This is a genomic window from Psychroserpens sp. Hel_I_66 (genome assembly GCF_000799465.1).
Lineage (GTDB): Bacteria > Bacteroidota > Bacteroidia > Flavobacteriales > Flavobacteriaceae > Psychroserpens.
On the sequence record NZ_JUGU01000001.1, the window covers coordinates 1,882,186 to 1,907,701 of the forward strand.

A 25,516-nucleotide genomic window follows, 5' to 3' on the forward strand; every position below is an offset into this window, starting at 1 on the left:
GAGCATTACACGACAACCAAAAAACCCAACCATAAAAAGAGATCCTCCAAATGCTATGATCACTTCAAACAAAAGTAGATCAACATTCTATCTTTAAATATTTCTTCGCAAATTACTCAAAAGGCAAGAAATTACTTTTCAAAAAAACCCTTTGCACTTCCTGCTTTTGTCTTCAAACCAAAAAAAACGCACTATTAATATCAGAAAATCAGACCCTTAAAAATCCTTATTTAGATTTATTATAAATAATTTGGTTATCTCAAAAGACAAGTATATTTTTGTCGAAAATCAATTATTTATAATAAGTCTAAATAAAAACAATGAAAAATCTAGTATCAATATTAACTTTATTTCTGCTGACAAACTTTGCGTTTTCACAAAATGGAACCGTTACCGGAACAGTAAAAGACAATAATCAAACACCACTCTTTGGGGTAAATATTTCGTTAAAACACACCACTAAAGGCACTCAAACAAACGAAAATGGAGATTTCATAATCTCTAATGTAGCAAATGACGATTACACGCTCGTAATTTCATATTTAGGTTTCAAAACAAGAGAAATTCAAATTTCAGTATCAAACAATGAAAGCACTACATTAAAAACAATTACACTTTACGAGGGAAATGAAATTTTGACCGAGGTTGTTATTGACGGAGAACGTCGCAACAAATTTTCAAGAAAGAAAACTGCCTATGTTTCAAAACTTCCTTTAAAGGATATTGAAAACACGCAAGTTTATAGTACAATTACCAACGAAATTTTACAGTCTCAAATTGTTACAAATTTTGACGATGCGTTAAAAAACGCAACAGGGGTTGAACAACTTTGGACGTCCACAGGTCGAGGTGGCGATGGTGCTGGTTATTTCTCGCTTCGTGGATTCTCCGTTCAACCACAACTGGTTAACGGACTTCCAGGTCTTACAAACGGAACCATAAATCCTGCTAACATTGAACGCATTGAAGTACTAAAAGGTCCTTCTGCAACCTTGTTTGGGAATGCTGTAAGTTCTTATGGCGGACTTATAAACGTGGTTACTAAAAAACCGTACGTTGGCACTGGTGGCGAATTGTCTTTCACTTCAGGGACCTACGGTCTAAATCAAATCGTTGGAGATTTTAATACTGCTTTGAGTAAGGAAGATAATTTATATTTCAGACTAAATACAGCGTACACAACTGAGCAAAGTTTTCAAGATGCTGGTTTTAGAAAATCATTTTTTATCGCACCATCATTATCGTACAAAGTAAACAACAGACTATCTTTCTCTTTTTACGGAGAAATTACCCAAGCGGAACAAACAAACCCAACATTCTTATTCTTAAACAGAAGTGCACCAACGGTGGCTTCAAATCTCACCGAACTAGGGTACAATAACAAATTGTCGTTTACCAGCAACGATTTAACGTTACAAAATCCGACGCAGAATTATAGGGTTGAAATGGATTACAAACTGTCTAATGCTTGGCAATCCCAAACCTTACTTTCAAAGAGCTCCACTTCTACAAAAGGCTATTATTCTTATTTGTTTGATTATGGCATCTTGGAGGGCAATACCTACTCTCGTTTTATCAACAAACAAAATGCAAATACTCAAACGACGGATATTCAGCAAAACTTTATTGGAGATTTTAAAATCGCTTCATTACGAAATAGAATGGTTGTAGGTATCGACTATTTCAATCAAACTCAATCAGACAATAGCACAGGATATGCCTTTTACGGAAATGTGACGCCAAATGGTGGTTCAAATGGAGATAGTCCTTTTACACCAGAAGTAGAGGACGATTTATTTCCACTTTCTACATCGGGAGTTGACGCTGTATTAGCATCACAAGGTGTTAGCAATATAAAATCCAAGTTCCACATTTATAGTCTATATGCTTCTAACGTCATCAATTTCACAGATAACCTTTCAGCAATGATAGGTTTGAGGTTAGACCATTTTGATAATGAAGGTGATGTAGCAAACCTTGAAGATGATTTTGACCAAACAACAGTATCGCCAAAATTCGGAATACTTTATCAACCCATAAAAGATAAACTGTCTGTGTTTGGAAACTACCAAAATGGATTTACCAATGTAGCACCTCAATTAGTTGGCAACCCTGATGAAGGTCCACAAACTTTACAAACATTTGACCCAGAACAAGCGAATCAATTAGAATTTGGAATTAAAACAAATCTTTTCAATAATCGATTAAATGCCACAATAAGTTATTACGACATCAAAGTAAAAGACCGTGTAATTACTGACCCCTCTTCAATATTTAATAAAATTCAGGGTGGCGAAGTGGTAAGCAAAGGGTTTGAAATAGAAATCAACGCCAACCCAATAAAAGGCTTAAACATAAGAGCTGGCTATAGCAATAACGATAGCGAAACTACGAAATCTGATAATACCGAAATCCTAAATAGAAGACCACTTGAGGCAGGACCAGAAACGCTTTACAATTTTTGGGCAAATTATGAATTTCAAGATGGAACTTTAGATGGTTTTGGAATTGGTCTAGGATTTAATGGAGCAAGTGAACGTTTTGCGATCAACTACCAATCGACTGGCGAATTCATCTTACCAAATTATACGATTGCAAACGCTTCCGTTTTTTACCAAGCAGATAAATATAGAATTGGATTAAAGTTAAATAACGCTTTTAACAAAGAATATTACAAGGGCTGGACAACAATAACACCACAAACGCCAAGAGCTTTATTGGCAAACATTTCATATCAATTTTAATTATCCAAAGAAGAGAGCAACTTTTTTAAGGTTGCTCTTTTTTAAATTTTTAAATAATGACGACTAAAAAATTCATCTTTCAATTACATAAAATTTTAGGCTTATCCACAGGTTTAGTAGTTTTTATAGTTGCTATTACGGGTTGCTGTTGGGCTTTTAAAGACGAGATTGAAAGCCTTTACGATGACTATAAAAAAGTTGCACCACAAGACGAACCTATATTAACGCCAACAAAAGCAAAGGAATTTGCCAAAGAGGTATTTCCAAGCAACACAGTTCACGGAACACTATTTAAAAAAAATGATGATGCAATTGAAGTCATATTCTATGATGCTCAACCAGAATTTTATCAAAGTGTTTTCTTAAATCCATATTCAGGCGAAGTGATTCAAGTAGATAATCATCTCTCGGGATTTTTTGCATTTATTCTAAAAGGTCATATGCGACTTTGGTTGCCAAAAACCATTGGCGAACAAGTTGTTGGTATTTCAATTTTAATTTTCATTTTAATCATCGTTTCAGGTTTTATTATTTGGCTACCAAAAAAGCGTAAAAATCTAAAGCAGCGTTTAAAATTTGACTGGAAAAAAACCACACGCTGGAAACGTAAAAACTTTGATTTACATACTGTAGTTGGCTTTTACATTTGTTCACTCGCTTTAATCTTAGCCTTTACAGGCTCAATGATGTCTTACAATTGGTTGAAATATGTAGTCTATAAATCAACAGGTGGTGACAAAGAGGCTCGTTTTATTATTCCTGAGAATGAAAGTGAAATTAGCGAAAAAGATAGTAGAATTCCAATGGACTATTTAATTACAAAACTTTCAAAAGAAAACCCAAACGCAGAAAGTTTTGAATTGCACTACCCTACTACTGCGGAAGAAAGTATTTACATAGAAATCTCCAACAGCAAAGGACTTTATTACGATTCCGATTTTAGATTTTTCGACCAAAATACCTTGAAGGAAATTGAAACACCAAGTATTTATGGAAAATACGAAAATGCAAAAGTTGCGGACAAAATTCAGCGAATGAATTACGATATCCATATTGGAGCAATTGGTGGAATTGCAGGAAAAATTATTGCGTTTTTAGTGAGTTTGCTAACTGCAAGTTTACCAGTTACCGGAGTTTTATTATGGTACGGACGTAATTACAAAAAGAAAAAAGTTTGAGAAAGCATTAAAGTGTAGTCCATAAATTACCATTCCACACACTTGTACGCCAACCCAAAATCCAAGTAAAAATTAAAGTAGATCAAATTTTATTTTTGACTTTTTATTCGGAAATATCAACTCTTGAATAGACACATCTATAAAAACCAATGATACACAACTTTACTTTTCAAAAAAAAGCCGATAAAAAACAATTAAATACTTTGTTATTAAAACATTGCTTATAAAGTTAATAAAAATCATTCTGATGATCCAAAATAATTAGATTTCAATTTTCTCAATAAACCAGATTCCTGGGCTTTCAAGATTTCCAAGGTTATATCCTTTTTTAATATATTGTTAGGAGATAGCCCAAAACCATACTTATCGGGCTTAAAAAGATTGCCTACAATCTCAAGTTCATTTTGTTGATTGTTAAAAATATAATATTCCAATACAGGCGCATCGCCAACAATGGCATCAACTTGATTAGTTTTGATCCCATCAACCATATCGTTAAGATTTGGATAAGAAATATAATCAAAACCAATACCACGAATAAAGGCCTCTGTGTTACTACCAGATAGAACAGCTATTTTTTTATCATTAAGATCAGACAGTTGGCTAATATCGCTGGATAAATGCAAACTCGTCATGACGCTGGTAATGGTCGAGGTGACATAAGCCACAACCAAAATTCCAACAGCCAGCCAGATTGCAGAGACAATTCTTCCAACCCAACCGAATAAGTTTTTTCTAGTTAGCTTTCCAGATGTGACCATGAGCATAACCTGATAGAAACTTTCTGATAATCCTTCTTTCCAACCTCTGGGAAATTCCTTATCAAACCTTCTATCAAAAAAGGTCATCAAAATTGTAAGCAAAAAAACCAGAACACCTAAAAAAAGATATGATTTTATATAGCCAGCTTCTTTTAATCCCTTGAGAAGTTCATTGGAATCTGCACCTTTAGATTCGCTAATCATAATGGTCAAGCCAGCGTCATACCAAGGCTGGGTGAAATCAATTAATTGGGCACGTTCTTTATTAATGCTAAGATTTGTAACTGCTACTGATACTGAATCTTTACTCGTAGCCTCTACCAATTCCTGAAAACTATTATATATTTTATAATTAGAATCTATATTAAGATGTGTTGCTATTTGTTGCCAAAGATCTATAGACATTCCAGATAACTCGCCCTCAATTTCTATCACAAATGGAGGACTAATGTAGACACCAACATTCATTTTATTTGAAACTACATCATCTTTAACCGTCTGTCCATTCAATAGGAAAACGCAAAAAACAAATAGTAAGAATGAAAATTTTTTAACCATTCATTATTATAAATTCAAAAGTAAATTAATTTACCAAGCATACATTACGTATAAAAATTTAAACTTATTTAGTGTAAAGAGGTGTCCGTTTTGCTAAAAAATTCAATGTTACTTTGTATGCATCTTCATTTTGCCAAAAGGATTCATGATCTTTACTGAAAATGTTATCGCCTTTATCATTAAAAATGTTCATAGTAATTGTAGTTTCATAATTTTGGGTTGTAGAACTATACCCGCCAGATTTAACGTTAGTGCCCGAATCATCAAACAACTTGCCCACAAAGGTTTTCGCAGGCTTTTTATCATTTTTTTGTATATTCGTTTTAGATGTTGAATAGGTGGATTGACTGGTCTCTTCAATAGATACCATGCCCTGCACTACATATTCCACACCCAAGATATCACACAGTTCACCCATAGAGTAATTTTGTTCGTCATTGATCCCGATACCAGCTTTACTTAAAAGCCTATTCGTAGTCATCACATCTTGAATTGTTAAATTACCTTTTTTAGCATTAAAAATAGAATATGTTTCCTGCTGAATCTTTTTGGACATCGAACTCGAGCCATCATCTTGATCCTTGATGAATGCAAAAGGCAAAATGGCCACTTTATTGTGATGGTCCTTCAACTCTGATGATTCATTGAAAAATTCAACTCTACCTGAGGAAAATGTGATTTTAGATATTTTATTTTTTGGAACTATGTATTCAATGGTTTCATTTTGATGGGTGAATTTTACATCTACTTCATTAATAGCACTAATTTTACCAATCATTTCAGTACCGTCCGTTTTGAGGATGATGTCATTTTGAGCTTTAACAATTCCTGAAAACCCAAAAACCATATATGCAGTCATTAAGACTTTTGTGATTTTATTCACAATATTTTTTTTATTTAACATAAAAATAGTGATTATATCGATATTTTGCATATGATGTTGTTATTTTCTGAATCACTTTAAATTAAAATTTCCTTAACAATATCTATAATTTCAGATATGTCGGTAATGCTCGTGGCTCTCTTCAATTAATTTTATAGTTAAGTTTAGTGATCACAATGAAATACCCCTTATGATTCCTCAAAAGAATTTTTGGTAATTTTAACAATTACCTTCAGTTATTTGTAGTCGGAAAACAAGGCTTTAAAAAAATGTATCCAAAGTAAGAAAATTGGTAGTCGCAAATTATCTTATAATTTAAAAACTTAAGCTCTCATTGATTTAGAGGAATATACTATGCAGAACGCTATGTGCAATTAGTTGCTTCGGTTTATGTTAATCTGGAAAATACCTTCCAAAATTTCTATCGTTCGTTATTGTTCATTAAATTCATTATTGAAACACGTAAAAAACCATATAGACCAGCATTAAACAAGCACCCAAAAATTCACAGTTTGAAAAACAGCTTCTAAATGATTAGATCAATCCAAACAAAAGTAGATCAATTTTTATTTTTGACTTTTTTCTTCGGAAAGATGAACTCTTAAACAAAACCTAAAAAGAGCATTGAAATATATAACATGACTTTGTAAATAAATTAGTCGAACTTCGTTTAAATTTGATAAAAAACATTAAAACGATTTTTTATCAGAACATTGGCTCTAATTAAAAAAACCAGAACACTAAATTAACTTATCGTATTTTGAACCAATTCACGGTAACCATTCTGAATATTTCGAATAACAATTGACTTATCAAGATTAAATCCTTTATCTGAAATAGATAACATTTTTGGATTGAACTGACGAAAATTTTTGTCTGCAAAAAGTATTATTTCTATGAGCATTGGAGCTAAAGCAATTCCCTTTTCAGTCAATAAATAAATATTTTCTTTCAAGTTTTCGGGCAATTTCCTTTTTGTAATCAACTCGAAAGATTCCAATAGTTTTAATCTTGCCGACAAAATACTTGGCGCAATGGCTTCTTCTGAATCTGAAATTTCTTTAAATGTTTTTTTGTGTCCAAGCAACATATCTCGAATAATTAGTAACGACCATTTATCGCCAATAATATCAAGTGCAGAAGCCATTGGGCAACTTGACCTAAATTTATTTTTCACATTTTATATCTTTTTTACTATTAATTCAATAGTAATTATTATTTTTGCTTTCAATTCAATAGCAAAATTACAAAAGTAAAATGAAATACAATAACCAAAAAGTACTAATCACTGGAGGAAGTTCTGGAATTGGGCTTGCCCTCGCCAAAAAGTTTATAGAAAATGACAATATTGTAATCATCATAGGTCGCAATTTATCCAAACTTGAAAAAGTAAAAGTCGAGAATCCTAAAATACATATTTTCCAAATTGATGTAACAGACGATGCAGAGGTTAGAATGCTGGTAGATGATATTGAAGAAAAATTTGATGGTATAGATATTCTTGTAAACAATGCAGGAGTCATGAATTTGGTAGATGCTGGAAATGAAGAAAACGACTTGCAGAAACAAATGCAAGAAATTGAAATTAACTACAATTCGCCCATAAGATTACTTCATTACTTTCTTCCACAACTCAAAAAAAGCAACCATGCAGTATTAGTAAATGTTTCTTCCGGCTTGGCTTATATTCCTTTTGCGCAAGCACCCGTGTATTCGGGTACAAAATCAGCTTTGCATTTTTGGACAAAATCCATTCGTCCACAGCTAAAACCACATCATATAAAAGTCGTAGAACTTTTGCCTCCTGTGGTAAAAACAGAAATATTTGATGGTATTGATGTAAGTGAGGCGGATTTTAAACCTATTCTTCCTCAAAAATTAGCTGATATTTTTTGGAAAGATTATATAAAAGGAAAAGAAGAAATTACACCAGGTATGTCTTCTCAACTTAAATTAATGAGCAGGTTAGCACCAAAATTCATTTTCAAACAACTTAATAAACAACCGATTCCAAAACAATAATATTATGAAAAAATATCTTCCTTATATTTCAATTATCGGCATAGCTGCTTTCGTAGGCAATATGCTTGTTATCGGTTTTGGATTTGGCGCTTTTTGGCAAAGCTTAGAGCCAATGGAATTTATGAAGCAATTTACACTTCAATTTCCCAATCTCTTACCGCCCACAATGGGGATTTTATTGCCAGCATTATTGGCTACAATAGCTTTAGTGATAAACACCAAAGGGCAAAAAGAAGTATGTAAAAATTGGAGTATTGCACTTGCAGGATTAGTGATTGCTTGTACCATAACAACTGCGTATCATTTACCAACTAATTTAGGTTTCATGGAGTTAGAATATTCGGCAGAGGTAGCGACAAGCAAACTCAATCTTTGGATGTTGCTGCATTGGGTTAGAACTGTAGTGGTTTTCATAGCTGCTATTTTTGCTGTAAAAGCATTTGAATTATCTACTAATAATTAAACAAGATAAAGAAACAAATATGGACAATTTTACAATTTTCAATATGCAAACTGTTGCAGGTTTGCTCACATTTTACTTCGCCTTTAAATGGTTTGTCTTTCCAAAACTCAGCAAACTTTCAATTTATGACGCACTTGTACCAATGGTCTTAATTCACGGACTTCGGTATTTAGGGATGGTGTTTATGGTAGACACACAAGTTTATGATGAATTTCCAGATGATTTAGCGTTTACGGTCGGTATTTGGGATTATAGTACAGCAATACTTGCAATAATTACCGCTTTTGCTTTGAAAAATAAATGGAAATATGCCATATCACTAACATGGATATTTAATATTTTTGGATTTACTGACCTACTTGTAGCATTTCCACAAGTTTTTGAAATAGAATTCTATAATTACGATTTAGGAACAATGTGGTGGGCATTTACTACCATTGGAGTTGTGAATATGATAAGTCATATCTATATTTTCAGTAGACTAATCAAAAACTTAAAAAAGAAAGAATAAACATTCGGAAAAAAATTACAGCAAGCATTGTATACAAAAAATAGCGGTTTAGGTGCTTACCTGAATCACTTTTCTATTTAATTAAGTATCTTGCTTATTGAAAAGTAAGTGCTATTTAATCCGCTACTTTTCATACACCAAACGTTAAACGAACACCCTAAAATCCGTCATAGAAATATATTGAGCAAATTATAACATCAATCCAAATAAAAGCGTACCTTTGCACCTTGAAAATTTCCGAAGTGTCGGAAAGTTAAATTCCTCAGAGTGAGGATGTGTTACCTAGAAGTTTAAGTGTTTAGTATGTCGATTCGCTTCTTTTGTAACACCAAAGAACATAATCGAATACAAAACAAACGAATGAGCACATTCAAAGAACTCGGTCTTAATGAAGACCTATTGGCTGCTATTAACGATTTAGGATTTGAAAATCCTAGTGACGTACAAGCTAAAGCAATCCCAATTTTATTAGAAAAAGAAACAGATCTTGTTGCGCTGGCGCAAACAGGTACTGGAAAAACTGCAGCATTTGGTTTCCCGATGCTTCACAAAATTGACGTTAACAGTCGTACAACGCAAGGGTTGATCTTATCACCTACGCGTGAACTATGTTTGCAAATTGCAAATGAACTTAAACTTTACGGTAAGTATTGTAAAGGCTTAAATGTGACCGCTATTTATGGTGGTGCAAGCATAACAGATCAAGCTCGCCAAGTAAAACGTGGTGCGCAAATTATTGTAGCTACTCCTGGTCGTATGAAAGATATGATTAGCAGAAATATGGTAGACATTTCTAAAATTGAATATTCGGTTTTAGATGAAGCAGATGAAATGCTAAATATGGGATTCTACGAGGATATCACAGATATTCTGTCCCACACGCCTAAAGATAAAAGCACGTGGTTATTTTCTGCAACGATGCCAAAAGAGGTGTCTAGAATTGCAAAAGATTTTATGAATGACCCAATAGAAATTACTGTTGGTAATAAAAATGAAAGTACAAGTCAAGTCTCTCACGAATATTATTTAGTAAACGCTAGAGATCGTTACCAGGCATTGAAACGTTTGTGTGATGCTAATCCAGATATATTTTCGGTAATTTTTTGTCGTACCAAACGTGATACGCAAAAAGTGGCAGAAAACTTAATTGAAGATGGTTACAGCGCTGGCGCTTTACACGGTGATTTGAGCCAGAACCAACGAGATTTGGTGATGAAATCATTCAGAAATAAACAAATACAAATGCTGGTTGCAACAGATGTTGCTGCTCGTGGTATCGATGTAGATGATATAACCCACGTTATCAATTACCAATTGCCAGATGAACCAGAAATCTATACACACCGTTCTGGACGAACAGGTCGTGCAGGTAAAACTGGTATTTCTATGGTAATTGTTTCTAAAAGTGAGGTACGTAAAATCAAAGGTATTGAGCGTATTATTAAGAAAGAATTTGAGAAAAAGGAAATTCCTGATGGAATGGAAATTTGTGAAGTACAGTTAATGTCTCTCGCAAATAAAATACACAATACAGAGATCAATCCTGAAATCAATAAATATCTAGATAGTATCAACACCCTTTTTGCAGATACCGATAAAGATGAACTGATCAAAAAATTCTTTTCTGTAGAATTCACACGTTTCTTCAATTATTATCAAAAATCCCAAAATCTAAATGTGGCGAGTTCTTCAAGGGATTCTGAAAGAGGTGACTCTGGCGGAAGAGATTATGGAGGAAGTGCAAACGAAACACGTTACTTCATAAACGTTGGTAGCAAAGATGGTTATGATTGGATGAAGCTCAAAGATTTCTTAAAGGAAGTGTTAGAGTTAGGTCGTGACGATGTCTTTAAAGTAGATGTAAAAGATAGCTTCTCTTTCTTTAATACTGAAAAAGGAATCCAAGAAAAAGTACTCGCTTTTTTCACAGATTATAAGCACGACGGACGTTTTGTTAATGTTGAAGTGAGTGAAGATAAAGGCGGAAGAAGTCGCGGAGGACGATCTGGCGGACGTCGAGATGGTGGAGGCGGAAGACGCAGACGCGATGATAAGCCAAGAGGCGAAAGACGATCAAGCGGAAGACGCAGTGACTCTGGATCTGGAAACAGAAGCGATAGACGCTCAAGTGGAGGATCTGGAAATAGAAGTGACAGACGAAGTTCTGGAGGCGAATCTAGAGCACCAAGACGCTCTGAAACCGCATCAAGTACAGATAGACCTAGACGTTCTAGACGTAGAGATTAAATATAGAAACCTCGTAACATTGTTGCGAGGTTTTTTTAAACCTTCTTGTTAATATTTAGTCAAATTTACGACTACCAACATACTGTTGTGCAATTTGTTTATTATTTTTAACTCCTTAAAGGATTATATGAGATACATTATCACACTTTTTTTATTTATGACTTTTACAGGTATTTGCTTTGCACAGGAGGAAAACTCCAATGATGGTGAAGAAACATCTGTAAAGGGAACTATTATAGACTTATCAACCAATAAGCCTATAGATCGTGTGAATATTGTAAACCTAAATCAAGTAATAGGTACCTCTTCTAATGATGAAGGTGACTTTGAAATTCAAGCCAAACTTAATGATACCTTACACTTATCTTATTTAGGTTATAAGTCCATCAAAGTAAGAGTGACAAACGATTGGCTTAAATTTGGAGAAACCAAAATTGGAATGACCGAGTTAGCTTTGGCACTTGAAGAAGTGGTAGTAAATCAATTAAAGCTAACAGGATATCTAGAAATAGATGTGAAGCAAGTCCCAATAAAATCTAATTATCGCTATAGTATTTCAGGATTGTCAAATACGGGTTACGAGGCTGGAGATCGCAGACCAAATGCGGTAAACAAGGTTTTGGGCGCCATTTTTAATCCAGCAGATTTTTTGCATAATATCTTCGGAAAAAAGCCTAACGAACTTCGTAAGCTCAAAAAAATGAAAAAAGATGACGAGATAAGAAATCTTCTAGCCTCTCGTTTTGACAGGGAAATGCTTACGGTTTTATTGCAAGTAGATAAATTTGATCTAGATGAGATCGTTAACCAGTGTAACTACTCCAAGGATTTCATAAACTCCGCCAATGATCTTCAAATGCTCGATGCTATTAGTGAGTGTTACGAAGAGTACAAAATTCTAAATAGAAATAAATCTGGCAGATTTTAATAGTTGTCATAAACATTATTCGCGCTCATAAAAACGCTCTATAATCTCTTCATAGCTCTTTATCGTCTTGGTACACCAATCCAGACGCTTCTCTAGAATTTCTTCTTCGGAAAGTTGCCAAGCCACATCACTAGACTTTAGTTTGGTAGTGACATCATGCAAAATAATGGCTGCAGATACCGAAATATTCAAACTCTCAGTAAAACCGAACATTGGTATTTTAAGGAAACAATCGGCTCCATCAATCACTTCTTGTGACAAACCCTGTGCCTCTCTTCCGAAGAAAAAACAGGATTTTTTAGTGACATCAAAATTCTCCAGCTCACAATCATCGCCATGAGGCGTCGTTGCAACAATTTGGTATCCGTTATGTTTTAGAGCTTTAATAGCTTCCTTAACAGAATGGTACCGCTTTAAATCGACCCATTTTTGTGCTCCCATCGCGATTTCACGGTCAATATCCTTAGAGTTTTGTTCTTCAATAATATGCAATTCCTGTATCCCGAACACATCACAACTACGCATAACAGCACTCGTATTGTGAAGTTGGTAAACATCCTCAGTAGCAACCGTAAAATGATTGGTGCGATGGGACAAAATTTTCAAGAATTTTTCCTTTCGCTGTTCAGTTAAATACCCCTCGAGATGTTTTAAAAGTTTGATATCTGTCATTAAAAACTATTATATTTATGAAAATAATTAAACTCGATGAGACTAAAAAACCTACTTTTCTTTTTTTTAATTCTTTGTAATGTTCAAATTAAAATGCATGCTCAGGATGATATTAAAACAGTGTTCCTAGACACTTTGTCTTACAGTGAGGAAAACTCACAAAAAGTGATTGAACTTGGACAATTGATCGAGACATCGGTTCATGAGAGTGATGCTAAAACGTTTGTCTCTAAACTAAATAAAGATAAATTTTTTGATCGTGTTTTTAATGATTACCAACCTTTTGATCGTGAAGATACATTTATAAAAGGATATATGATTGGGATGGTACAAGGTCTAAAATCTTTTCCAAATGAGATTATTATGGAGGTAGAAAATGGCGCCTATTATGATTTTATAAATTATAGATATGATGTTGAGGCCCAAACATATTACGCCTTGTTTAGATTTTTTTCTGCGGAATCTGGAATGAATTATCACGATTTTAGAGTTCACAAAGGCGATGAAGGCTTAGAGTTCTCAGATATTTATATTTATTTAACTGGAGAGCATTTTACAAGTACCATTAGCAGGGTGATGTCTTACACACTCCCAGAGGACTCAATTTTAAAAAGAATAGATCCAGTCGACAATCCAGATTCAAAGGAACTCTTTAAAGCCATATTGTATAATAAAAATGGAGATTATGAAAAAGCGTATTCAATAATTGATGGCATCACTTCAGATTTATCAAAAGAAAAATTCCTTCTTATTTTAAAGACTCTCATTGCTGGACAACTTGATGACGACAAATATTTGAAATCACTAGAAGATTTGATTTCTGCATTTCCACAGGACCAAACCATAGCACTCAACAAAATTGATTACCACATATATAAGGAAGAATATTTTGAAGCCATACAAGTGATCAACCAACTTCAAAATGAAACTGAAGATGACTTTTTAAATTATTTAAAAGCAGGTGTCGCTTTTGAAGATAAAAATTATGATCTCGCTCTCAATCTATATAATTATACAATTACAAATTATCCCGATTTTTTTGAAGGTCAAGCAGGCTACTTAAGCACACTCGTACTTATGGAAAATTACCCAGAAAGTGCAAACTATTTAACCACACTGGTAGCTGAAGGTTACGATAAACAAGCGCTCATAGAATATGTTGAAGAAAAAGATGAAAATGGCGAGAATATGTTAGATGGGTTTGCCAACTCTAAAGACTTTTCAAAATGGAAAAAAAGGAAATAAAGTCTAATTAATATCAACATGAAAAATCTAGTAGTGTTAACTGGCGCTGGCATTAGCGCAGAAAGCGGAATCAAAACCTTTAGAGATGACGATGGCCTTTGGGAAGGTCATGATGTGATGGAAGTTGCAACACCTCAAGGATTCGCCAAAAACCCATCATTGGTTTTAGATTTTTACAATCAAAGGCGCAGGCAATTGTTAGAAACAAAACCCAATAGCGCGCATGTTGATTTAGCCACATTAGAAAAAACGTACAATGTTTCTATAATTACCCAAAATGTAGATGATTTACATGAACGCGCAGGAAGCAGCAACGTAATCCATTTGCATGGTGAGTTACTTAAAATGAGAAGTTCGAAAAATTTAAGTGATGTAACCAATTGCAGAACCGATATAAATTTGGGGGATTTATGTAATGAAGGCCATCAATTAAGACCTCACATTGTTTGGTTTGGAGAAGATGTCCCAATGATTGAAACCGCAATGGAAATTTGCCAAACAGCAGACATACTTCTAATCGTGGGCACATCTATGCAAGTTTATCCTGCTGCAGGACTAATAAATTTCGCCCCAAAAAAAACACCAATTTATTTTATAGACCCAAACCCAGCAATTTCCAGTGCAGATAACATTACAGTTATAACTGAAACCGCAACAAAAGGTTTGAAAAGATTTATGGATTTATCGCAAAGCAACTAAATAAGTTTAACTGAAGATCTCCAACAAAGCAGGCTCCAAGTGATAATATTTAAAATTAAAACCAGCATTTTCAATTTTAGAACTGCTAACACGCTGACTTTCAAAAAGTAGAATATGCATGTCTCCCAAAATGAGTTTCATAGCAAGTTTTGGAATATTTGGGAGTATCAATGGCTTATGTAGCGTTTTGGCTACCGTTTTAGTAAGCTCTGTATTTGTTACAGGATTTGGAGCCACACCATTATAGATCCCTTCTAATTTATTAGAAACTACGTGTACAAACAATCGTGCTAAGTCATCAATATGAATCCATGATTGCCATTGGTCTCCGCTTCCAAAAGCTGCACCAGCACCAAAACGAACAGGTTTTGCAATTTCTGGCAAAGCACCTCCATCTTTAGATAGCACCAATCCAATCCTAACTTTCGAAACCATAATGCCGATTGAAGAAAATTCATCAATTGCAGCTTCCCATTTCTCAACAACCTCTCCTAAAAAAGAATCTGAAATACTTTGCTCATCTTCCTCATAATAATGCGTTAAAGAATCTGGATAAATCCCAATTGCACTCGCAGATACGATATGCTCAATGGGGAAGTTATTAGATTTTATAGTCTCTAAAAGTAATTTTGCAGTTTCGATACGACTAGAAATAATCTCTTTTTTATACTCATCTGTCCAACGCTTAGAAATCGTTGCACCAACCATGTTAATAATTGCAGTAACATTCTCAAAGCAAGAAATATCAATTTGATTTTTAGTTGGATCCCAATAAAAACCTTTGTAATTGGTTTTGGTTTCTAGTTTATCTTTTGAAGTGGATAAATAATGGACAATCATATTTTTATCATGGCAAACTTTCACGATTTCCTGTCCAATTAATCCTGTAGCACCTGTAATTAAAACTGTTTTCATAGTTTACCAAATTTACGAAATGCTACTCCTAAAATTTTATTATTTAATAAGGGTTTAACGTTTAATCGCTCTCATCATGTGGCGTTTACCAGGAGGTCCATCTAATCGCTCAACTTCAAAGCCCAAAGCAATAAGCGTACGTCGCACATGACCAATGGCAGCATACGTTGTAAGCACACCATTTGGCTTTAGGGCTTTGTACATAATTTTAAAAATAGCTTCCGTCCATAATTCAGGTTGTACTCTCGCTCCAAAAGCATCAAAATAGATGACGTCAAATACATTTTCTTCGGAAATTTGATCAAAGTACAATTGTCGCTTTTCAAGTTGAAATACTTCGGAAATTTGATGGCGCTCCTCCCAAGTGCAGTCGTGAAGTTGATTGAATTTCTCTTCGGAAACATCTAGTTCCTGAGCGTAGTTGAGTTGTTTCAATTCTTCCGAAGAAATAGGGAAAGCCTCTACGCCAACATAATTAATGGGTTGGTTTAATTCTTCTGCTTTCAACAAGGTAAGCATAGCATTGAGTCCAGTACCAAAACCGATTTCTAAAACAGAAATATCATGTTTTTGTTGGGCTAAAATTTCCGAAGAAAAAAAAAGCAAACCATGTTTTATATATACATGATTTGCTTCTTGTATGGCACCATGAACAGAATGGTATTGCTCGTTCCAATCTTCTATTTGAATGGTTTTAGAGCCATCTGCTGTGGTAATTATTTTGCGTTGCAATTTATTTGGTCTTCAATAAAACACCATCTGCTAAAAATGAATACGTTTTTTTAGGCTCTGTGATTTTAGCTATTTCTTCTTTGGTAGCTCCACCATCTTCTGCATAATGACGTTGCTCATCAACTGGTACTTCATTTACATAAGCCTTACCGTTGATGATCACTTCTTCTCCAGAAATATCTTTTGGCATAAAAAAACCGTAATCCTTAAACTTTACCATAACCTGTTCTCCATCTGGCAAATCCAACTTCATCCAGCAGCCTTTTGCTTGGCATACCTCATCTACTTTTGCAATCATTTTTGCATCTATCGAGTCGCCTACAGTCATATTTGCATAATGTACTGCCATGCGGTTTGCAGGTAATGCATCATCTGCTGTGATTTTTTTACCAAAAGAGGTATATGCGATATCCTGTTGTTCTAATTTGGTTTCTGCCTGTGCGACATCTTTGTTTTCACCCTTCTCTTCTTTACAAGAAAAAAAGACTAAAACAACCATAAAAATTGATACTATTTGTTTCATTATAATGAGATTTACTTTAGAATTAAGAGTCAAAGTTACGGATTTTTTTAGAAAATATTATGTTTTTAAACCCACGTAAAATGCCTATTTTTGCAAAGCTAAAAAACACAATAAAATGTCAAAAAATTACACGAGTAACTTACATATAGAAAAAGCTGCAACATCAAAAATTGGTGATGTTAACTTTGCTGACTTAACTTTTGGAAGAACTTTTACAGATCATATGTTCATTTGTGATTTTGTAAATGGAGAGTGGCAACAACCTAAGATTATGCCTTACCAAGCAATGTCTATGGATCCTTCTGCACGCGTATTTCATTACGGTCAAGCGGTTTTTGAAGGTATGAAAGCTTATAAAGATGATGAGGATCGTGTGTTTTTATTTAGACCGGACCAAAACTTTAATCGTATCAACAAATCATGTGCTCGTTTAGCGATGCCTGAATTTCCAGAGAATTACTTTTTTGAAGGTTTAACCACACTTTTAAACTTAGATAAAGAATGGGTAAAATCTGGAGTTGGCAATTCATTATATATTAGACCTTTTGCGATTGCTATAGATTCTGCGATTGCTGCAGCACCTTCAGAGAGTTATAGATTTATGATCATCTGCTCTCCTGCAAAAGCATATTACAAAGGTACTGTAAAGGTTTTAATTGCTGAAGAATTTAGTCGCTCTGCCAATGGTGGTGTGGGATACGCTAAGGCTGCTGGAAACTATGCTGCGCAATTTTATCCAACAAATTTAGCTCAAAAGAAGGGTTACCAACAAGTCATCTGGACAGATGCCGATACACATACATTTTTAGAAGAAGCAGGTACTATGAACGTCTTTTTTAGAATTGATGACACATTAATTACTGCTCCAACAAGTGATCGTATTTTAGATGGTGTGACCCGTAAAAGTTTAATACAACTAGCTAAAGACAACGACATCAAATGTGAGGTAAGACCAATTAAGGTTTCAGAAATTGTGGAGGCTTCAAAGAACGGATCTCTTAAAGAAATATTTGGTGCAGGAACAGCTGCTGTAATTAGCCCAATTGAAGGTTTTGAGTATAAGGAAAATTATTATGAGCTTCCAGAAATTAATGACCAATCCTACTCTAGCATCTTAAAAGGCAAAATGCTAAGCATCCAACATAATCTTGCAGAAGATAAAAATGGATGGCGTCATGAAGTCAAATAAAACAACATAAAAAAAAGAGCCACTTGGCTCTTTTTTATTTTAGGATTCTAAAATCTCTTTTATGTGAGGCTTAAAATAGTTTGGGCCTTTTAAAACTTTACCGTCTTCTCTATAAATAGGCTCACCATCTTCACCTAATTTACTCATATTACTGCGCTGTATTTCGTTAAATACCTCTTCGATTTTATGTTGGAGACCATGTTCAATAATTGTACCGCAGAGAATATAAAGCATATCGCCCAGCGCATCTGCAACTTCTACCAAGTCATTGTCGTTTGCAGCTTCCAGATATTCTTCGTTTTCTTCACGCATCAACTTGTAGCGAAGCATATTTTTATCGATTCCTAAGTCTGCTTTTGGAGTTTCTCGATGGCCAATTTTAAATGCGGTATGAAATGCCTTTACAGCGTCTATTTTATCTTTCATGAAAATTTATTTTCATTTCCGCAGAAACGGAAATCTTATATATTAGTTTCGTAATTTTGCATAAAAATAGCTATATGTTTAGTAATGGTCAATTGATTTTCGGAATTTTATTTGCTCTAGTATTTGCTGTGGTTATTTTTTTTGCCTACCGTAAAGATCTCAAATTGCATAGAAAATATTATAAAGGTAGCGTATGGGTATTGATAGCGTTTATTGGCTTTATACTTATGATTGCTGCTATCAAGTTTGTGTTTGTGTAATGTCTTTTATTCGGAAATTTTAACGCTTTTACGCAAATTTCTATTTATTAAAATTTTAAGACAATAAAAAAAGGATGTAATTTCCATTACATCCTTTTTCAATCTAAATTTTTGAGTTTTTAATTTTCCGAAGGAAGAAAACCATAATCCTTACCATAACGCAACATTTGTCCTTCAAAAGTAGTTGGCTGCGTTACATTGATAGCGGTTATTTCACCATTATCATCTTTCTCTGCCACAAGAACAGGGTTTACAAAACCACTGTAAGGTGCCGATGTGAATTGCTTATTACGCTCAAGAACTTCTGCATGGATAGCTTGGTCTACTTTTACACCGTAACCCTCAACCAGTTCTTCGACTGCTTTGTAATCACCTTCAGATTTGATACGTTGTGTCTCTCTTAATAACTGCCCGAAAAGGTCATGTAGTTTCTCATAATCGTTGATGTTAAAATACGTTTTACCGTCACGAGTTACTTTTTCGATGACGTTATCTGCTTTTCCTTTTTCATAAGCCCAAGCTGAAACCCACTGCCTGTTAACCATGTGCGCTTCTTCTACGTCATCACCAAGATTTAGTCTAATTAACTGGGTCATCAATCCGTTTCTAATGTAACCATCGTAAGCTGCTTTTCCAACAGATTTCCAATCGTCAACCAAACCTAATTCTTGTAATTTAGGGCTATATAAATAGTATAATCCAACTAAATCTGCACGACCTTCTTCTAAAGTAGATGCATATTTTTTGAGTGTTTCTTTTGTTTCTCCAACTCCAGGATTTAATTGCCCTGACGCGTGACCGATTACTTCGTGAAGTGCAGTATGTAATTTATCTGCTACTTGACCATATTTTTCCTCTAACTCATATTCTTCGTCATCGTGTACAAATTCTTTTAAACGTCCTGTACTACCTGCATTATTGTATGCATGGATGATGTTTCCTAATGATACAGACTTACTACCAACTGCTGCACGAATCCAGTTTGCATTTGGTAAGTTTACGCCAATTGGTGTACTTGGTGATGCATCTCCTGCTTCTCCTGCAACATTAACCACTTTATAGGTTACACCTACGACGCTATCTTTTTTGTGCTCATCCAATAATGATGAATTATCTTCGAACCATTGTGCATTTTCAGATAATACAGACATTTTTTCTGACATGTCAAAATCCTTGATTTGTACGATTGTCTCGTAAGAACCTCTGTATCCAGCAGGATCGTTATAGACTTCAATAAAACTGTTAATGTAATCGATATTGCCTTCTGTTGCTGCTGTCCAAGCTACATTGTAATCGTCCCAGGTTTGTAAGTCTCCTGTTGTATAATATTTGATCAATAATCCAATCGCATCACCTTGTGCTTTATTTTCTGCTACACCTTGAGCTAGTTCTAGCCATTTTACGATCTCGTCAATGGCACTTCCGTATAAGCCTCCAGATTTATATACACGCTCTTTTAATTGTCCGTCTTCTTTCACTAATTGTGAATTTAGACCGTATGACAATGGCTTTTTAGGATTTGGAGATTTCATTTTTCCGTAGAAAGATTCAACATCTGCAGTAGTCACATCTGGACCGTAGAAATTCACAGCAGACATAAGTACGTTGTCAACACCTTTTGAAAGATTCACTTTTTTAGAATCCTTGTCATTGAAGATGACTTCAAAAGCTTCTCCCTCTAGAGTGGCGTTTGTGTCTGCAAGTAACGTTTTTAGATATTCCGAAGAAAATTCAGGTTTCAATTTATCATTTGAGTAATGGTGGTGAATACCGTTTGAGAACCATACGCGTTTCACGTAGGTTTCGAAAGCTTTCCAATCCTCTGTATTTTTATCGCCACTGTAGTTAGCATAAATAGTCTCTAAGGCTTTTCTAATTTTTAGATTATGTCTGTAATTTTGATCCCACATAATATCGCGACCAGATAAGCCAGCTTGTGTAAGATAATAGGCTAATTTTTGTTCTTTTAGCGTTAAATTCTCCCATCCCGGAATTTGGTAACGCAGTATTTTTATATCTGCAAATTGCTCTACGTTAAAGTCAAAATCTTCAGTTTTTTCAACCTTTTCAGACACTGCCATATCCTCTTTTTTGTCCTCACCACATGAGAACATAAAACCGGTTACCAATGCAAGCATACCAATGTGTTTTAATTTCATTTTAAAAAATTTAATTGTTGTAACACAAATGTAAACATTTATGCATACTTATTTAACATCTGTCAAAATTGATTATCTTTGATTACCTAATTAACTTAACAACTAATCGCAAAATGAAAGCACTCAAATATATTCTCTTTTTACTACTCATTTTATTTATTGGTTTTGCAATTTATATTGCTGTCCAACCCAATGAATATGAATTTAACAGAAGTAGAATAATCAAAGCACCAACTCCCGTTGCTTATAACACCGTCAATGATTTTAAAGAGTGGCCACGATTTTCTCCATGGATTGAGCAGGATAAAAATGCAGTTCTTGCATATAAGGATACAACCTCTGGTGTAGGCGCAGGATATAGCTGGGAAGGCGAGGATTTAGGAATTGGCAGTATGAAAACAATTGATGTTCTCGACAATAAAATGATAGAACAGGAAATAGAATTTGTAGAACCTATGGAATCTAAATCTAATATTGTTTGGACATTTGAACCTGTAGAAGAAGGCACAAAAGTAACTTGGGCCATGAAAGGCAAACAAGACTTTATGACCAAAGCATATGTTGCATTTGCAGGCTCAATTGAGAAAAATACAGCGCCAGATTTTGAAAGAGGTCTATTTAAACTGGACAGTATTGTAAAGGCAGACATGAGTAAATACACTATAGATGTGGAAGGTATTACCCAGCACAGTGGCGGATTTTACATCTACAATACGACATCTGCCAAAATGGAAGATTTCAAACAAAAAATGCAAGAAATGATGCCACAAGTTGGTGGTTATGCTATTTCAAATAATATTACGATGGCAGGAAAACCATTTGTAATCTATCACAAGTGGGATCTAGAAAATAATACGGTGATGTTTTCTTGTTGCGTCCCAACAACATCAAAAATCATAACATCAGACCCTAATGTTTTAACAGGACAATTAGAGCCTTTTAAAGCTGTGAAAACTACGCTAAAAGGCGATTATTCTAATTTACAAGAAGCTTGGGATAAAGCTATGGCTTACGTCAAGAACAATAATTTGATCCAGTTAGAAACGGGAATAGCTATAGAATCTTATATTAAAGGACCGGATGATTCTCCAAATCCTGCAGATTGGCTTACTGAAATTTATCTTGAAGTCGAGTAATTGATGAAACAAATTTTACTTGTTTTTATAGGTGGCGGATTTGGAAGCGTATTACGTTTCTTTATCGGGAAATTTCTCAATAATCCTCAAAACGGAATTCCCTACGGAACATTCGCTGCTAACATTATTGGCAGTCTTTTAATAGGAGTCATTTTAGGCTTTGCTGCAAAAAACGATACCCTTTCATCTAATCAAACCTTACTTCTGGCAACTGGATTTTGTGGAGGATTTACCACCTTTTCAACCTTTGCCTATGAGAACCACGTGTTATTAAAATCGGGAGATTTTATGAGTTTTGCGATATATACCATTGCTAGTTTCGTTTTGGGATTTCTTGCGGTTTTCTTCGGAATGTACTTGGCGAAATAAATGGGTTTACAGTGAAAAGGCTCAAGTAAGCAACAGCCCATTGTTGTGAAAACATATCGAACTCAACTTTTAAAATAAGTTTTAAAAATCTCTACTAATCACAAATCAAACTTAAAACCATCCTTAATTGGTAACTGCCGAAATAAGACTGAAGACTGAAGACTAAAATCTAGTAACTAATCATGAAACTTCTTCACTCCTGCTCTAACCTCTATATCTAAATAATTTTCTCTTGGCACAATTGGGCAAGAATATTTTTCATTATAGGCACAATAGGGGTTGTAAGCTCTGTTAAAGTCAATTTCAACAGTATTAGCATTTGGGATTTTCATGTCTATGTAACGTCCGCCACCATAAGTTGATTCTCCATTGGTATTGTCTAAAAAAGGAAGAAATAGGTAATCTTCAAAACCTTCCGTTGACATTAGATCTTTACCTTGGTAGATATTGAGTTGGTGAGTTTGTCCTTTTAATTCAAAAGTTAATACACCATAAATGCGTTCATCGGAAACTCGACTCGTTGTTGTTTGCATTTTAAACCATTTAGAATCTGGTGTTCTTTCTAAACTCGCTTTTACAACAAAGGTTGAATCGAACTTAAAAAAATCGAGTCCTTTAAAGTCTTTTCGGTCTTTATTTTTTAATGGTGATTTGGTAGCATCTTTATATTCCGCATTAATTTTTCTCTGAAATTCGGTATCTCCAGCTATTGGTGTTTTTTCTTGAGCGCAACTCATTGTCGCAATACATAGCAGAACTGTTAATAGGTGTTTCATTTGATTTATTTTGGAACTTCCAAAAATACAATTTGATTTTTGATTTTATAATTGACCTGAGAATATCTATCACAATAAGGTAAAACTTAATCGAGAATGAGTAAATGTCCAAATTTACAATTGGTTTGCATTTTGGGCTTAATAGTACATAAAGACCTTTTTAATTCTTTCGCTTCAAGTAGGAACTGGAAGGGAAATTTCCGTAGCAAAAAAATAAGGGAAACGAAAACTAATTTTCTAATATTATAGATCACATCCTAAAATCAACATCTATTAAGATATTTCAAAAAGCGTTGTCACAATTATTCCTTTGTCATCTTCTAAAGTGACGGTCGATAACGTATTTTCACTTTTAGCTACAAAATTAAAAGGCGCATCCAATATCTGTAATCCGCTTTGTTTTTTCAGTCTAGTACCTTGTCCAGAAATGATATCTTTATTGGCTTTAAATTGACCTTTGGGCACATGTTCAGTAAGAATAACATATTTAAAATTGCTGAGTTTATCTAAAATATGCTGTACTTCTCTATTTGATAAATGCTGAAGTACTTGTCTCAAAATCGCACAATCTCCAGCTGGCAGATGATCTGTTGCGAGATCCAAACATTGAAACTCTAAATTGTTAGCCTTAAAATTTTGCTTGTTATAATTTATTAACTCTTCAACAACATCTACTGCAATATAGTTTTTGGTGAATTTTACAAAATGCTTACCAACATTAAAGTCACCACAACCCAAATCACAAACCACTAATGGTTCTTCAAAAGATTTTAAAAATGAGGTGACAGCTTTTATGTATGGATCTATAATTTCAGAACGATGCGAGCCTTCGCCCGAATAAAAGGGGTTTCCATTCTTGCCCCAAAGATGCATTTCATACACTTGATCCATAGCCTTTTTTGTTGGCCAAGGTTTTTTGTTCGATTTCATAATCAAAATAATGTCAAAGCGTGAATTTAGCACATTTCAGAAACAAGATTACCAACAAAATATCTCTATTTCTACAACTCATCCCTAAAATCATACAATTGGGTAAAACGATTTATGTAAAGTTTTTAATTCTTTAGATATTTGAATCATCAAACAATAACAATTAACCATTAAAACAACATATTATGAAAACTGTATTCTTAACAATCGCATTAACAATCATCTCAACTTTAGGATTTGCTCAAGACAACAAAGGGCAAACAATTACGGTAACCATTGAAAACGCAAAAAGTGACGATGGTAAAATAGTAGCTTCATTGAACACCAAAGACACGTTTATGAAAGCTGCTCCAATACAAAGTGCTTCGGCAGATATTAAAGACGGAAAAGCAACCTTGACCTTTGAGAACGTCCAACCTGGAGACTATGCTATTATGTTATTGCATGATTTAAACGGAAATGAAAGAATGGACTTTGAAGCTAACGGAATGCCAAAGGAATCTTACGGTATGTCTAACAACCCAAGAAGTTTTGGGCCTCCAGTATACGAAGATGCAAAGTTTACAGTTGGTAATGAGAATGTCGATTTATCAATTAGGTTTTAAAAAAACTTCACCAATCAACTCAAAAAACCCTTTAGACTTTAATCTAAAGGGTTTTTCATTTAATCATTTTTCTTCGGAAATTTAAACACTCTCTCCCAACCAAGCCTTCATCATCCAAACCGTTTTTTCCTGTTCGGTGATAAAATCACTCATCATTGCGTTTGTACCTTCATCATTGGCATCTGCAGAATCGTCAAGAATTTGACGCTCAAGTTTCAGTAATTCTGAAAGTGATTCTACAATAAGCTCAACAGCTTTTTCATCTTCGGAAATGTTCTTCCCAACAGGCACTTTAGCTGCCTTGATATAATCATCAAACGTATGCAAAGGGGTTTCGCCCAATGTTAGAATTCGTTCTGCAACTGCATCTACCTTTAAGTTAGCATTTGTGTAAAGTTCCTCAAACTTAACGTGAAGATCAAAAAATCGCTTACCTCTAATATTCCAGTGGATACCACGTAAGTTTTGATAATATAATTGAAAATTTGCCAAAAGTGTGTTTAAATCCTTAGCAATTGATTTTGTTTTTTTGGTATCTAGACCTATACTATTAAGTGACATACTATATATTATTTTATGAATTAA

At 34.3% G+C, this 25,516-nt stretch carries 25 protein-coding genes; 13 read left to right on the forward strand and 12 right to left on the reverse strand.

Features of this window, described 5'->3' with window-relative positions; all coding sequences use genetic code 11:
* Positions 1 to 320: 320 nt before the first annotated feature.
* Complete coding sequence (locus GQ40_RS08535; protein ID WP_047547528.1) at positions 321 to 2,744, forward strand: TonB-dependent receptor; 2,424 nt, start codon at positions 321 to 323, stop codon at positions 2,742 to 2,744.
* Positions 2,745 to 2,800: 56 nt separating this feature from the next.
* Positions 2,801 to 3,922 carry a PepSY-associated TM helix domain-containing protein gene (locus GQ40_RS08540; protein ID WP_047547530.1) on the forward strand — a complete coding sequence of 374 codons (1,122 nt, stop codon included), beginning with the start codon at positions 2,801 to 2,803 and terminating at the stop codon, positions 3,920 to 3,922.
* A gap of 239 nt (positions 3,923 to 4,161) precedes the next feature.
* On the opposite strand, the gene GQ40_RS08545 is transcribed toward GQ40_RS08540, so the two are convergent.
* The 3 genes from GQ40_RS08545 to GQ40_RS08555 all read right to left on the reverse strand — a co-directional run bounded on the left by GQ40_RS08545 (position 4,162) and on the right by GQ40_RS08555 (position 7,271).
* Positions 4,162 to 5,193: a transporter substrate-binding domain-containing protein gene (locus GQ40_RS08545; RefSeq protein ID WP_231565559.1), complete on the reverse strand. Its 1,032-nt coding sequence runs from the start codon at positions 5,191 to 5,193 to the stop codon at positions 4,162 to 4,164.
* A gap of 112 nt (positions 5,194 to 5,305) precedes the next feature.
* Positions 5,306 to 6,124 carry a hypothetical protein gene (locus GQ40_RS08550; RefSeq protein ID WP_156115557.1) on the reverse strand — a complete coding sequence of 273 codons (819 nt, stop codon included), beginning with the start codon at positions 6,122 to 6,124 and terminating at the stop codon, positions 5,306 to 5,308.
* A 745-nt stretch (positions 6,125 to 6,869) separates the two neighbouring features.
* Complete coding sequence (locus GQ40_RS08555) at positions 6,870 to 7,271, reverse strand: winged helix-turn-helix transcriptional regulator (protein WP_047547535.1); 402 nt, start codon at positions 7,269 to 7,271, stop codon at positions 6,870 to 6,872.
* 110 nt (positions 7,272 to 7,381) lie between these two features.
* On the opposite strand from GQ40_RS08555, the gene GQ40_RS08560 reads away from it, so the two are divergent.
* From GQ40_RS08560 to GQ40_RS08580, 5 genes are all read left to right on the forward strand, one after another.
* The gene (locus GQ40_RS08560) at positions 7,382 to 8,146 is read left to right on the forward strand and encodes an SDR family oxidoreductase (RefSeq protein WP_047547537.1); all 765 of its coding nucleotides are present in this window, start codon (positions 7,382 to 7,384) and stop codon (positions 8,144 to 8,146) included.
* A gap of 4 nt (positions 8,147 to 8,150) precedes the next feature.
* A complete protein-coding gene (locus GQ40_RS08565) occupies positions 8,151 to 8,609 on the forward strand; it encodes a DUF1772 domain-containing protein (protein WP_047547539.1) in 459 nt (152 codons plus the stop codon).
* Between the two features lie 19 nt (positions 8,610 to 8,628).
* The gene (locus GQ40_RS08570; RefSeq protein ID WP_047551740.1) at positions 8,629 to 9,120 is read left to right on the forward strand and encodes a hypothetical protein; all 492 of its coding nucleotides are present in this window, start codon (positions 8,629 to 8,631) and stop codon (positions 9,118 to 9,120) included.
* 360 nt (positions 9,121 to 9,480) lie between these two features.
* A complete protein-coding gene (locus GQ40_RS08575) occupies positions 9,481 to 11,367 on the forward strand; it encodes a DEAD/DEAH box helicase (RefSeq protein ID WP_047551743.1) in 1,887 nt (628 codons plus the stop codon).
* Positions 11,368 to 11,494: 127 nt separating this feature from the next.
* Complete coding sequence (locus tag GQ40_RS08580) at positions 11,495 to 12,295, forward strand: carboxypeptidase-like regulatory domain-containing protein (protein WP_047547541.1); 801 nt, start codon at positions 11,495 to 11,497, stop codon at positions 12,293 to 12,295.
* A 15-nt stretch (positions 12,296 to 12,310) separates the two neighbouring features.
* Here the strand turns inward: GQ40_RS08580 and GQ40_RS08585 are convergent, their stop codons facing one another.
* Positions 12,311 to 12,967 carry a TrmH family RNA methyltransferase gene (locus GQ40_RS08585; protein WP_047547542.1) on the reverse strand — a complete coding sequence of 219 codons (657 nt, stop codon included), beginning with the start codon at positions 12,965 to 12,967 and terminating at the stop codon, positions 12,311 to 12,313.
* Between the two features lie 36 nt (positions 12,968 to 13,003).
* Between GQ40_RS08585 and GQ40_RS08590 the strand changes: the two genes are divergently transcribed.
* Both GQ40_RS08590 and GQ40_RS08595 read left to right on the forward strand, forming a co-directional pair.
* Entirely contained in the window at positions 13,004 to 14,212 is a 1,209-nt protein-coding gene (locus tag GQ40_RS08590; RefSeq protein ID WP_156115558.1) for a tetratricopeptide repeat protein, read from the forward strand.
* Positions 14,213 to 14,230: 18 nt separating this feature from the next.
* Positions 14,231 to 14,911, forward strand: a complete 681-nt coding sequence (locus GQ40_RS08595; RefSeq protein ID WP_047547547.1) for an SIR2 family NAD-dependent protein deacylase — start codon at positions 14,231 to 14,233, stop codon at positions 14,909 to 14,911.
* Between the two features lie 6 nt (positions 14,912 to 14,917).
* On the opposite strand, the gene GQ40_RS08600 is transcribed toward GQ40_RS08595, so the two are convergent.
* From GQ40_RS08600 to GQ40_RS08610, 3 genes are read right to left on the reverse strand one after another with little or no spacing between them, the layout of a single operon-like run.
* Entirely contained in the window at positions 14,918 to 15,826 is a 909-nt protein-coding gene (locus GQ40_RS08600; protein ID WP_047547549.1) for a TIGR01777 family oxidoreductase, read from the reverse strand.
* Between the two features lie 54 nt (positions 15,827 to 15,880).
* Positions 15,881 to 16,558 (reverse strand): tRNA (5-methylaminomethyl-2-thiouridine)(34)-methyltransferase MnmD, encoded by a 678-nt coding sequence (gene mnmD / locus GQ40_RS08605; RefSeq protein ID WP_047547550.1) that lies wholly within the window; start codon positions 16,556 to 16,558, stop codon positions 15,881 to 15,883.
* Between the two features lies 1 nt (position 16,559).
* Entirely contained in the window at positions 16,560 to 17,081 is a 522-nt protein-coding gene (locus GQ40_RS08610) for a DUF4920 domain-containing protein (protein WP_047547551.1), read from the reverse strand.
* 115 nt (positions 17,082 to 17,196) lie between these two features.
* Between GQ40_RS08610 and GQ40_RS08615 the strand changes: the two genes are divergently transcribed.
* On the forward strand, positions 17,197 to 18,270 hold the full coding sequence (locus GQ40_RS08615; RefSeq protein WP_047547552.1) for a branched-chain amino acid aminotransferase: 1,074 nt from the start codon (positions 17,197 to 17,199) through the stop codon (positions 18,268 to 18,270).
* 39 nt (positions 18,271 to 18,309) lie between these two features.
* Here the strand turns inward: GQ40_RS08615 and GQ40_RS08620 are convergent, their stop codons facing one another.
* The gene (locus GQ40_RS08620; protein WP_047547554.1) at positions 18,310 to 18,696 is read right to left on the reverse strand and encodes a nucleoside triphosphate pyrophosphohydrolase family protein; all 387 of its coding nucleotides are present in this window, start codon (positions 18,694 to 18,696) and stop codon (positions 18,310 to 18,312) included.
* Positions 18,697 to 19,075: 379 nt separating this feature from the next.
* Positions 19,076 to 21,115 carry a dipeptidyl-peptidase 3 family protein gene (locus tag GQ40_RS08630; RefSeq protein WP_047547556.1) on the reverse strand — a complete coding sequence of 680 codons (2,040 nt, stop codon included), beginning with the start codon at positions 21,113 to 21,115 and terminating at the stop codon, positions 19,076 to 19,078.
* 113 nt (positions 21,116 to 21,228) lie between these two features.
* Between GQ40_RS08630 and GQ40_RS08635 the strand changes: the two genes are divergently transcribed.
* Positions 21,229 to 22,251, forward strand: coding sequence for an SRPBCC family protein (locus GQ40_RS08635; RefSeq protein ID WP_047547557.1), 1,023 nt, complete (start codon positions 21,229 to 21,231; stop codon positions 22,249 to 22,251).
* Between the two features lie 3 nt (positions 22,252 to 22,254).
* The gene (gene crcB / locus GQ40_RS08640; protein WP_047547558.1) at positions 22,255 to 22,620 is read left to right on the forward strand and encodes a fluoride efflux transporter CrcB; all 366 of its coding nucleotides are present in this window, start codon (positions 22,255 to 22,257) and stop codon (positions 22,618 to 22,620) included.
* Between the two features lie 176 nt (positions 22,621 to 22,796).
* On the opposite strand, the gene GQ40_RS08645 is transcribed toward crcB, so the two are convergent.
* Together GQ40_RS08645 and GQ40_RS08650 are read right to left on the reverse strand one after the other, a co-directional pair.
* On the reverse strand, positions 22,797 to 23,396 hold the full coding sequence (locus GQ40_RS08645; protein WP_047547559.1) for a DUF1684 domain-containing protein: 600 nt from the start codon (positions 23,394 to 23,396) through the stop codon (positions 22,797 to 22,799).
* A gap of 273 nt (positions 23,397 to 23,669) precedes the next feature.
* Complete coding sequence (locus GQ40_RS08650; protein ID WP_047547561.1) at positions 23,670 to 24,326, reverse strand: class I SAM-dependent methyltransferase; 657 nt, start codon at positions 24,324 to 24,326, stop codon at positions 23,670 to 23,672.
* A 185-nt stretch (positions 24,327 to 24,511) separates the two neighbouring features.
* Between GQ40_RS08650 and GQ40_RS08655 the strand changes: the two genes are divergently transcribed.
* Positions 24,512 to 24,931 carry a DUF2141 domain-containing protein gene (locus GQ40_RS08655; RefSeq protein WP_047547563.1) on the forward strand — a complete coding sequence of 140 codons (420 nt, stop codon included), beginning with the start codon at positions 24,512 to 24,514 and terminating at the stop codon, positions 24,929 to 24,931.
* A gap of 81 nt (positions 24,932 to 25,012) precedes the next feature.
* Here GQ40_RS08655 and GQ40_RS08660 read toward each other — a convergent pair whose 3' ends face one another.
* Positions 25,013 to 25,492: a Dps family protein gene (locus tag GQ40_RS08660; protein ID WP_047547564.1), complete on the reverse strand. Its 480-nt coding sequence runs from the start codon at positions 25,490 to 25,492 to the stop codon at positions 25,013 to 25,015.
* Positions 25,493 to 25,516: the final 24 nt, after the last annotated feature.

What these genes read in the sequence shown, in the direction of transcription:
- GQ40_RS08535 (WP_047547528.1), top strand. Translation starts at nt 321, where the DNA reads ATGAAAAATCTAGTATCAATATTAACTTTATTTCTGCTGACAAACTTT.
- GQ40_RS08540 (WP_047547530.1), top strand. Translation starts at nt 2,801, where the DNA reads ATGACGACTAAAAAATTCATCTTTCAATTACATAAAATTTTAGGCTTA.
- GQ40_RS08555 (WP_047547535.1), bottom strand. Translation starts at nt 7,271, where the DNA reads ATGGCTTCTGCACTTGATATTATTGGCGATAAATGGTCGTTACTAATT.
- GQ40_RS08560 (WP_047547537.1), top strand. Translation starts at nt 7,382, where the DNA reads ATGAAATACAATAACCAAAAAGTACTAATCACTGGAGGAAGTTCTGGA.
- GQ40_RS08565 (WP_047547539.1), top strand. Translation starts at nt 8,151, where the DNA reads ATGAAAAAATATCTTCCTTATATTTCAATTATCGGCATAGCTGCTTTC.
- GQ40_RS08570 (WP_047551740.1), top strand. Translation starts at nt 8,629, where the DNA reads ATGGACAATTTTACAATTTTCAATATGCAAACTGTTGCAGGTTTGCTC.
- GQ40_RS08575 (WP_047551743.1), top strand. Translation starts at nt 9,481, where the DNA reads ATGAGCACATTCAAAGAACTCGGTCTTAATGAAGACCTATTGGCTGCT.
- GQ40_RS08580 (WP_047547541.1), top strand. Translation starts at nt 11,495, where the DNA reads ATGAGATACATTATCACACTTTTTTTATTTATGACTTTTACAGGTATT.
- GQ40_RS08585 (WP_047547542.1), bottom strand. Translation starts at nt 12,967, where the DNA reads ATGACAGATATCAAACTTTTAAAACATCTCGAGGGGTATTTAACTGAA.
- GQ40_RS08590 (WP_156115558.1), top strand. Translation starts at nt 13,004, where the DNA reads ATGAGACTAAAAAACCTACTTTTCTTTTTTTTAATTCTTTGTAATGTT.
- GQ40_RS08595 (WP_047547547.1), top strand. Translation starts at nt 14,231, where the DNA reads ATGAAAAATCTAGTAGTGTTAACTGGCGCTGGCATTAGCGCAGAAAGC.
- GQ40_RS08600 (WP_047547549.1), bottom strand. Translation starts at nt 15,826, where the DNA reads ATGAAAACAGTTTTAATTACAGGTGCTACAGGATTAATTGGACAGGAA.
- GQ40_RS08610 (WP_047547551.1), bottom strand. Translation starts at nt 17,081, where the DNA reads ATGAAACAAATAGTATCAATTTTTATGGTTGTTTTAGTCTTTTTTTCT.
- GQ40_RS08615 (WP_047547552.1), top strand. Translation starts at nt 17,197, where the DNA reads ATGTCAAAAAATTACACGAGTAACTTACATATAGAAAAAGCTGCAACA.
- GQ40_RS08620 (WP_047547554.1), bottom strand. Translation starts at nt 18,696, where the DNA reads ATGAAAGATAAAATAGACGCTGTAAAGGCATTTCATACCGCATTTAAA.
- GQ40_RS08630 (WP_047547556.1), bottom strand. Translation starts at nt 21,115, where the DNA reads ATGAAATTAAAACACATTGGTATGCTTGCATTGGTAACCGGTTTTATG.
- GQ40_RS08635 (WP_047547557.1), top strand. Translation starts at nt 21,229, where the DNA reads ATGAAAGCACTCAAATATATTCTCTTTTTACTACTCATTTTATTTATT.
- crcB (WP_047547558.1), top strand. Translation starts at nt 22,255, where the DNA reads ATGAAACAAATTTTACTTGTTTTTATAGGTGGCGGATTTGGAAGCGTA.
- GQ40_RS08645 (WP_047547559.1), bottom strand. Translation starts at nt 23,396, where the DNA reads ATGAAACACCTATTAACAGTTCTGCTATGTATTGCGACAATGAGTTGC.
- GQ40_RS08650 (WP_047547561.1), bottom strand. Translation starts at nt 24,326, where the DNA reads ATGAAATCGAACAAAAAACCTTGGCCAACAAAAAAGGCTATGGATCAA.
- GQ40_RS08655 (WP_047547563.1), top strand. Translation starts at nt 24,512, where the DNA reads ATGAAAACTGTATTCTTAACAATCGCATTAACAATCATCTCAACTTTA.
- GQ40_RS08660 (WP_047547564.1), bottom strand. Translation starts at nt 25,492, where the DNA reads ATGTCACTTAATAGTATAGGTCTAGATACCAAAAAAACAAAATCAATT.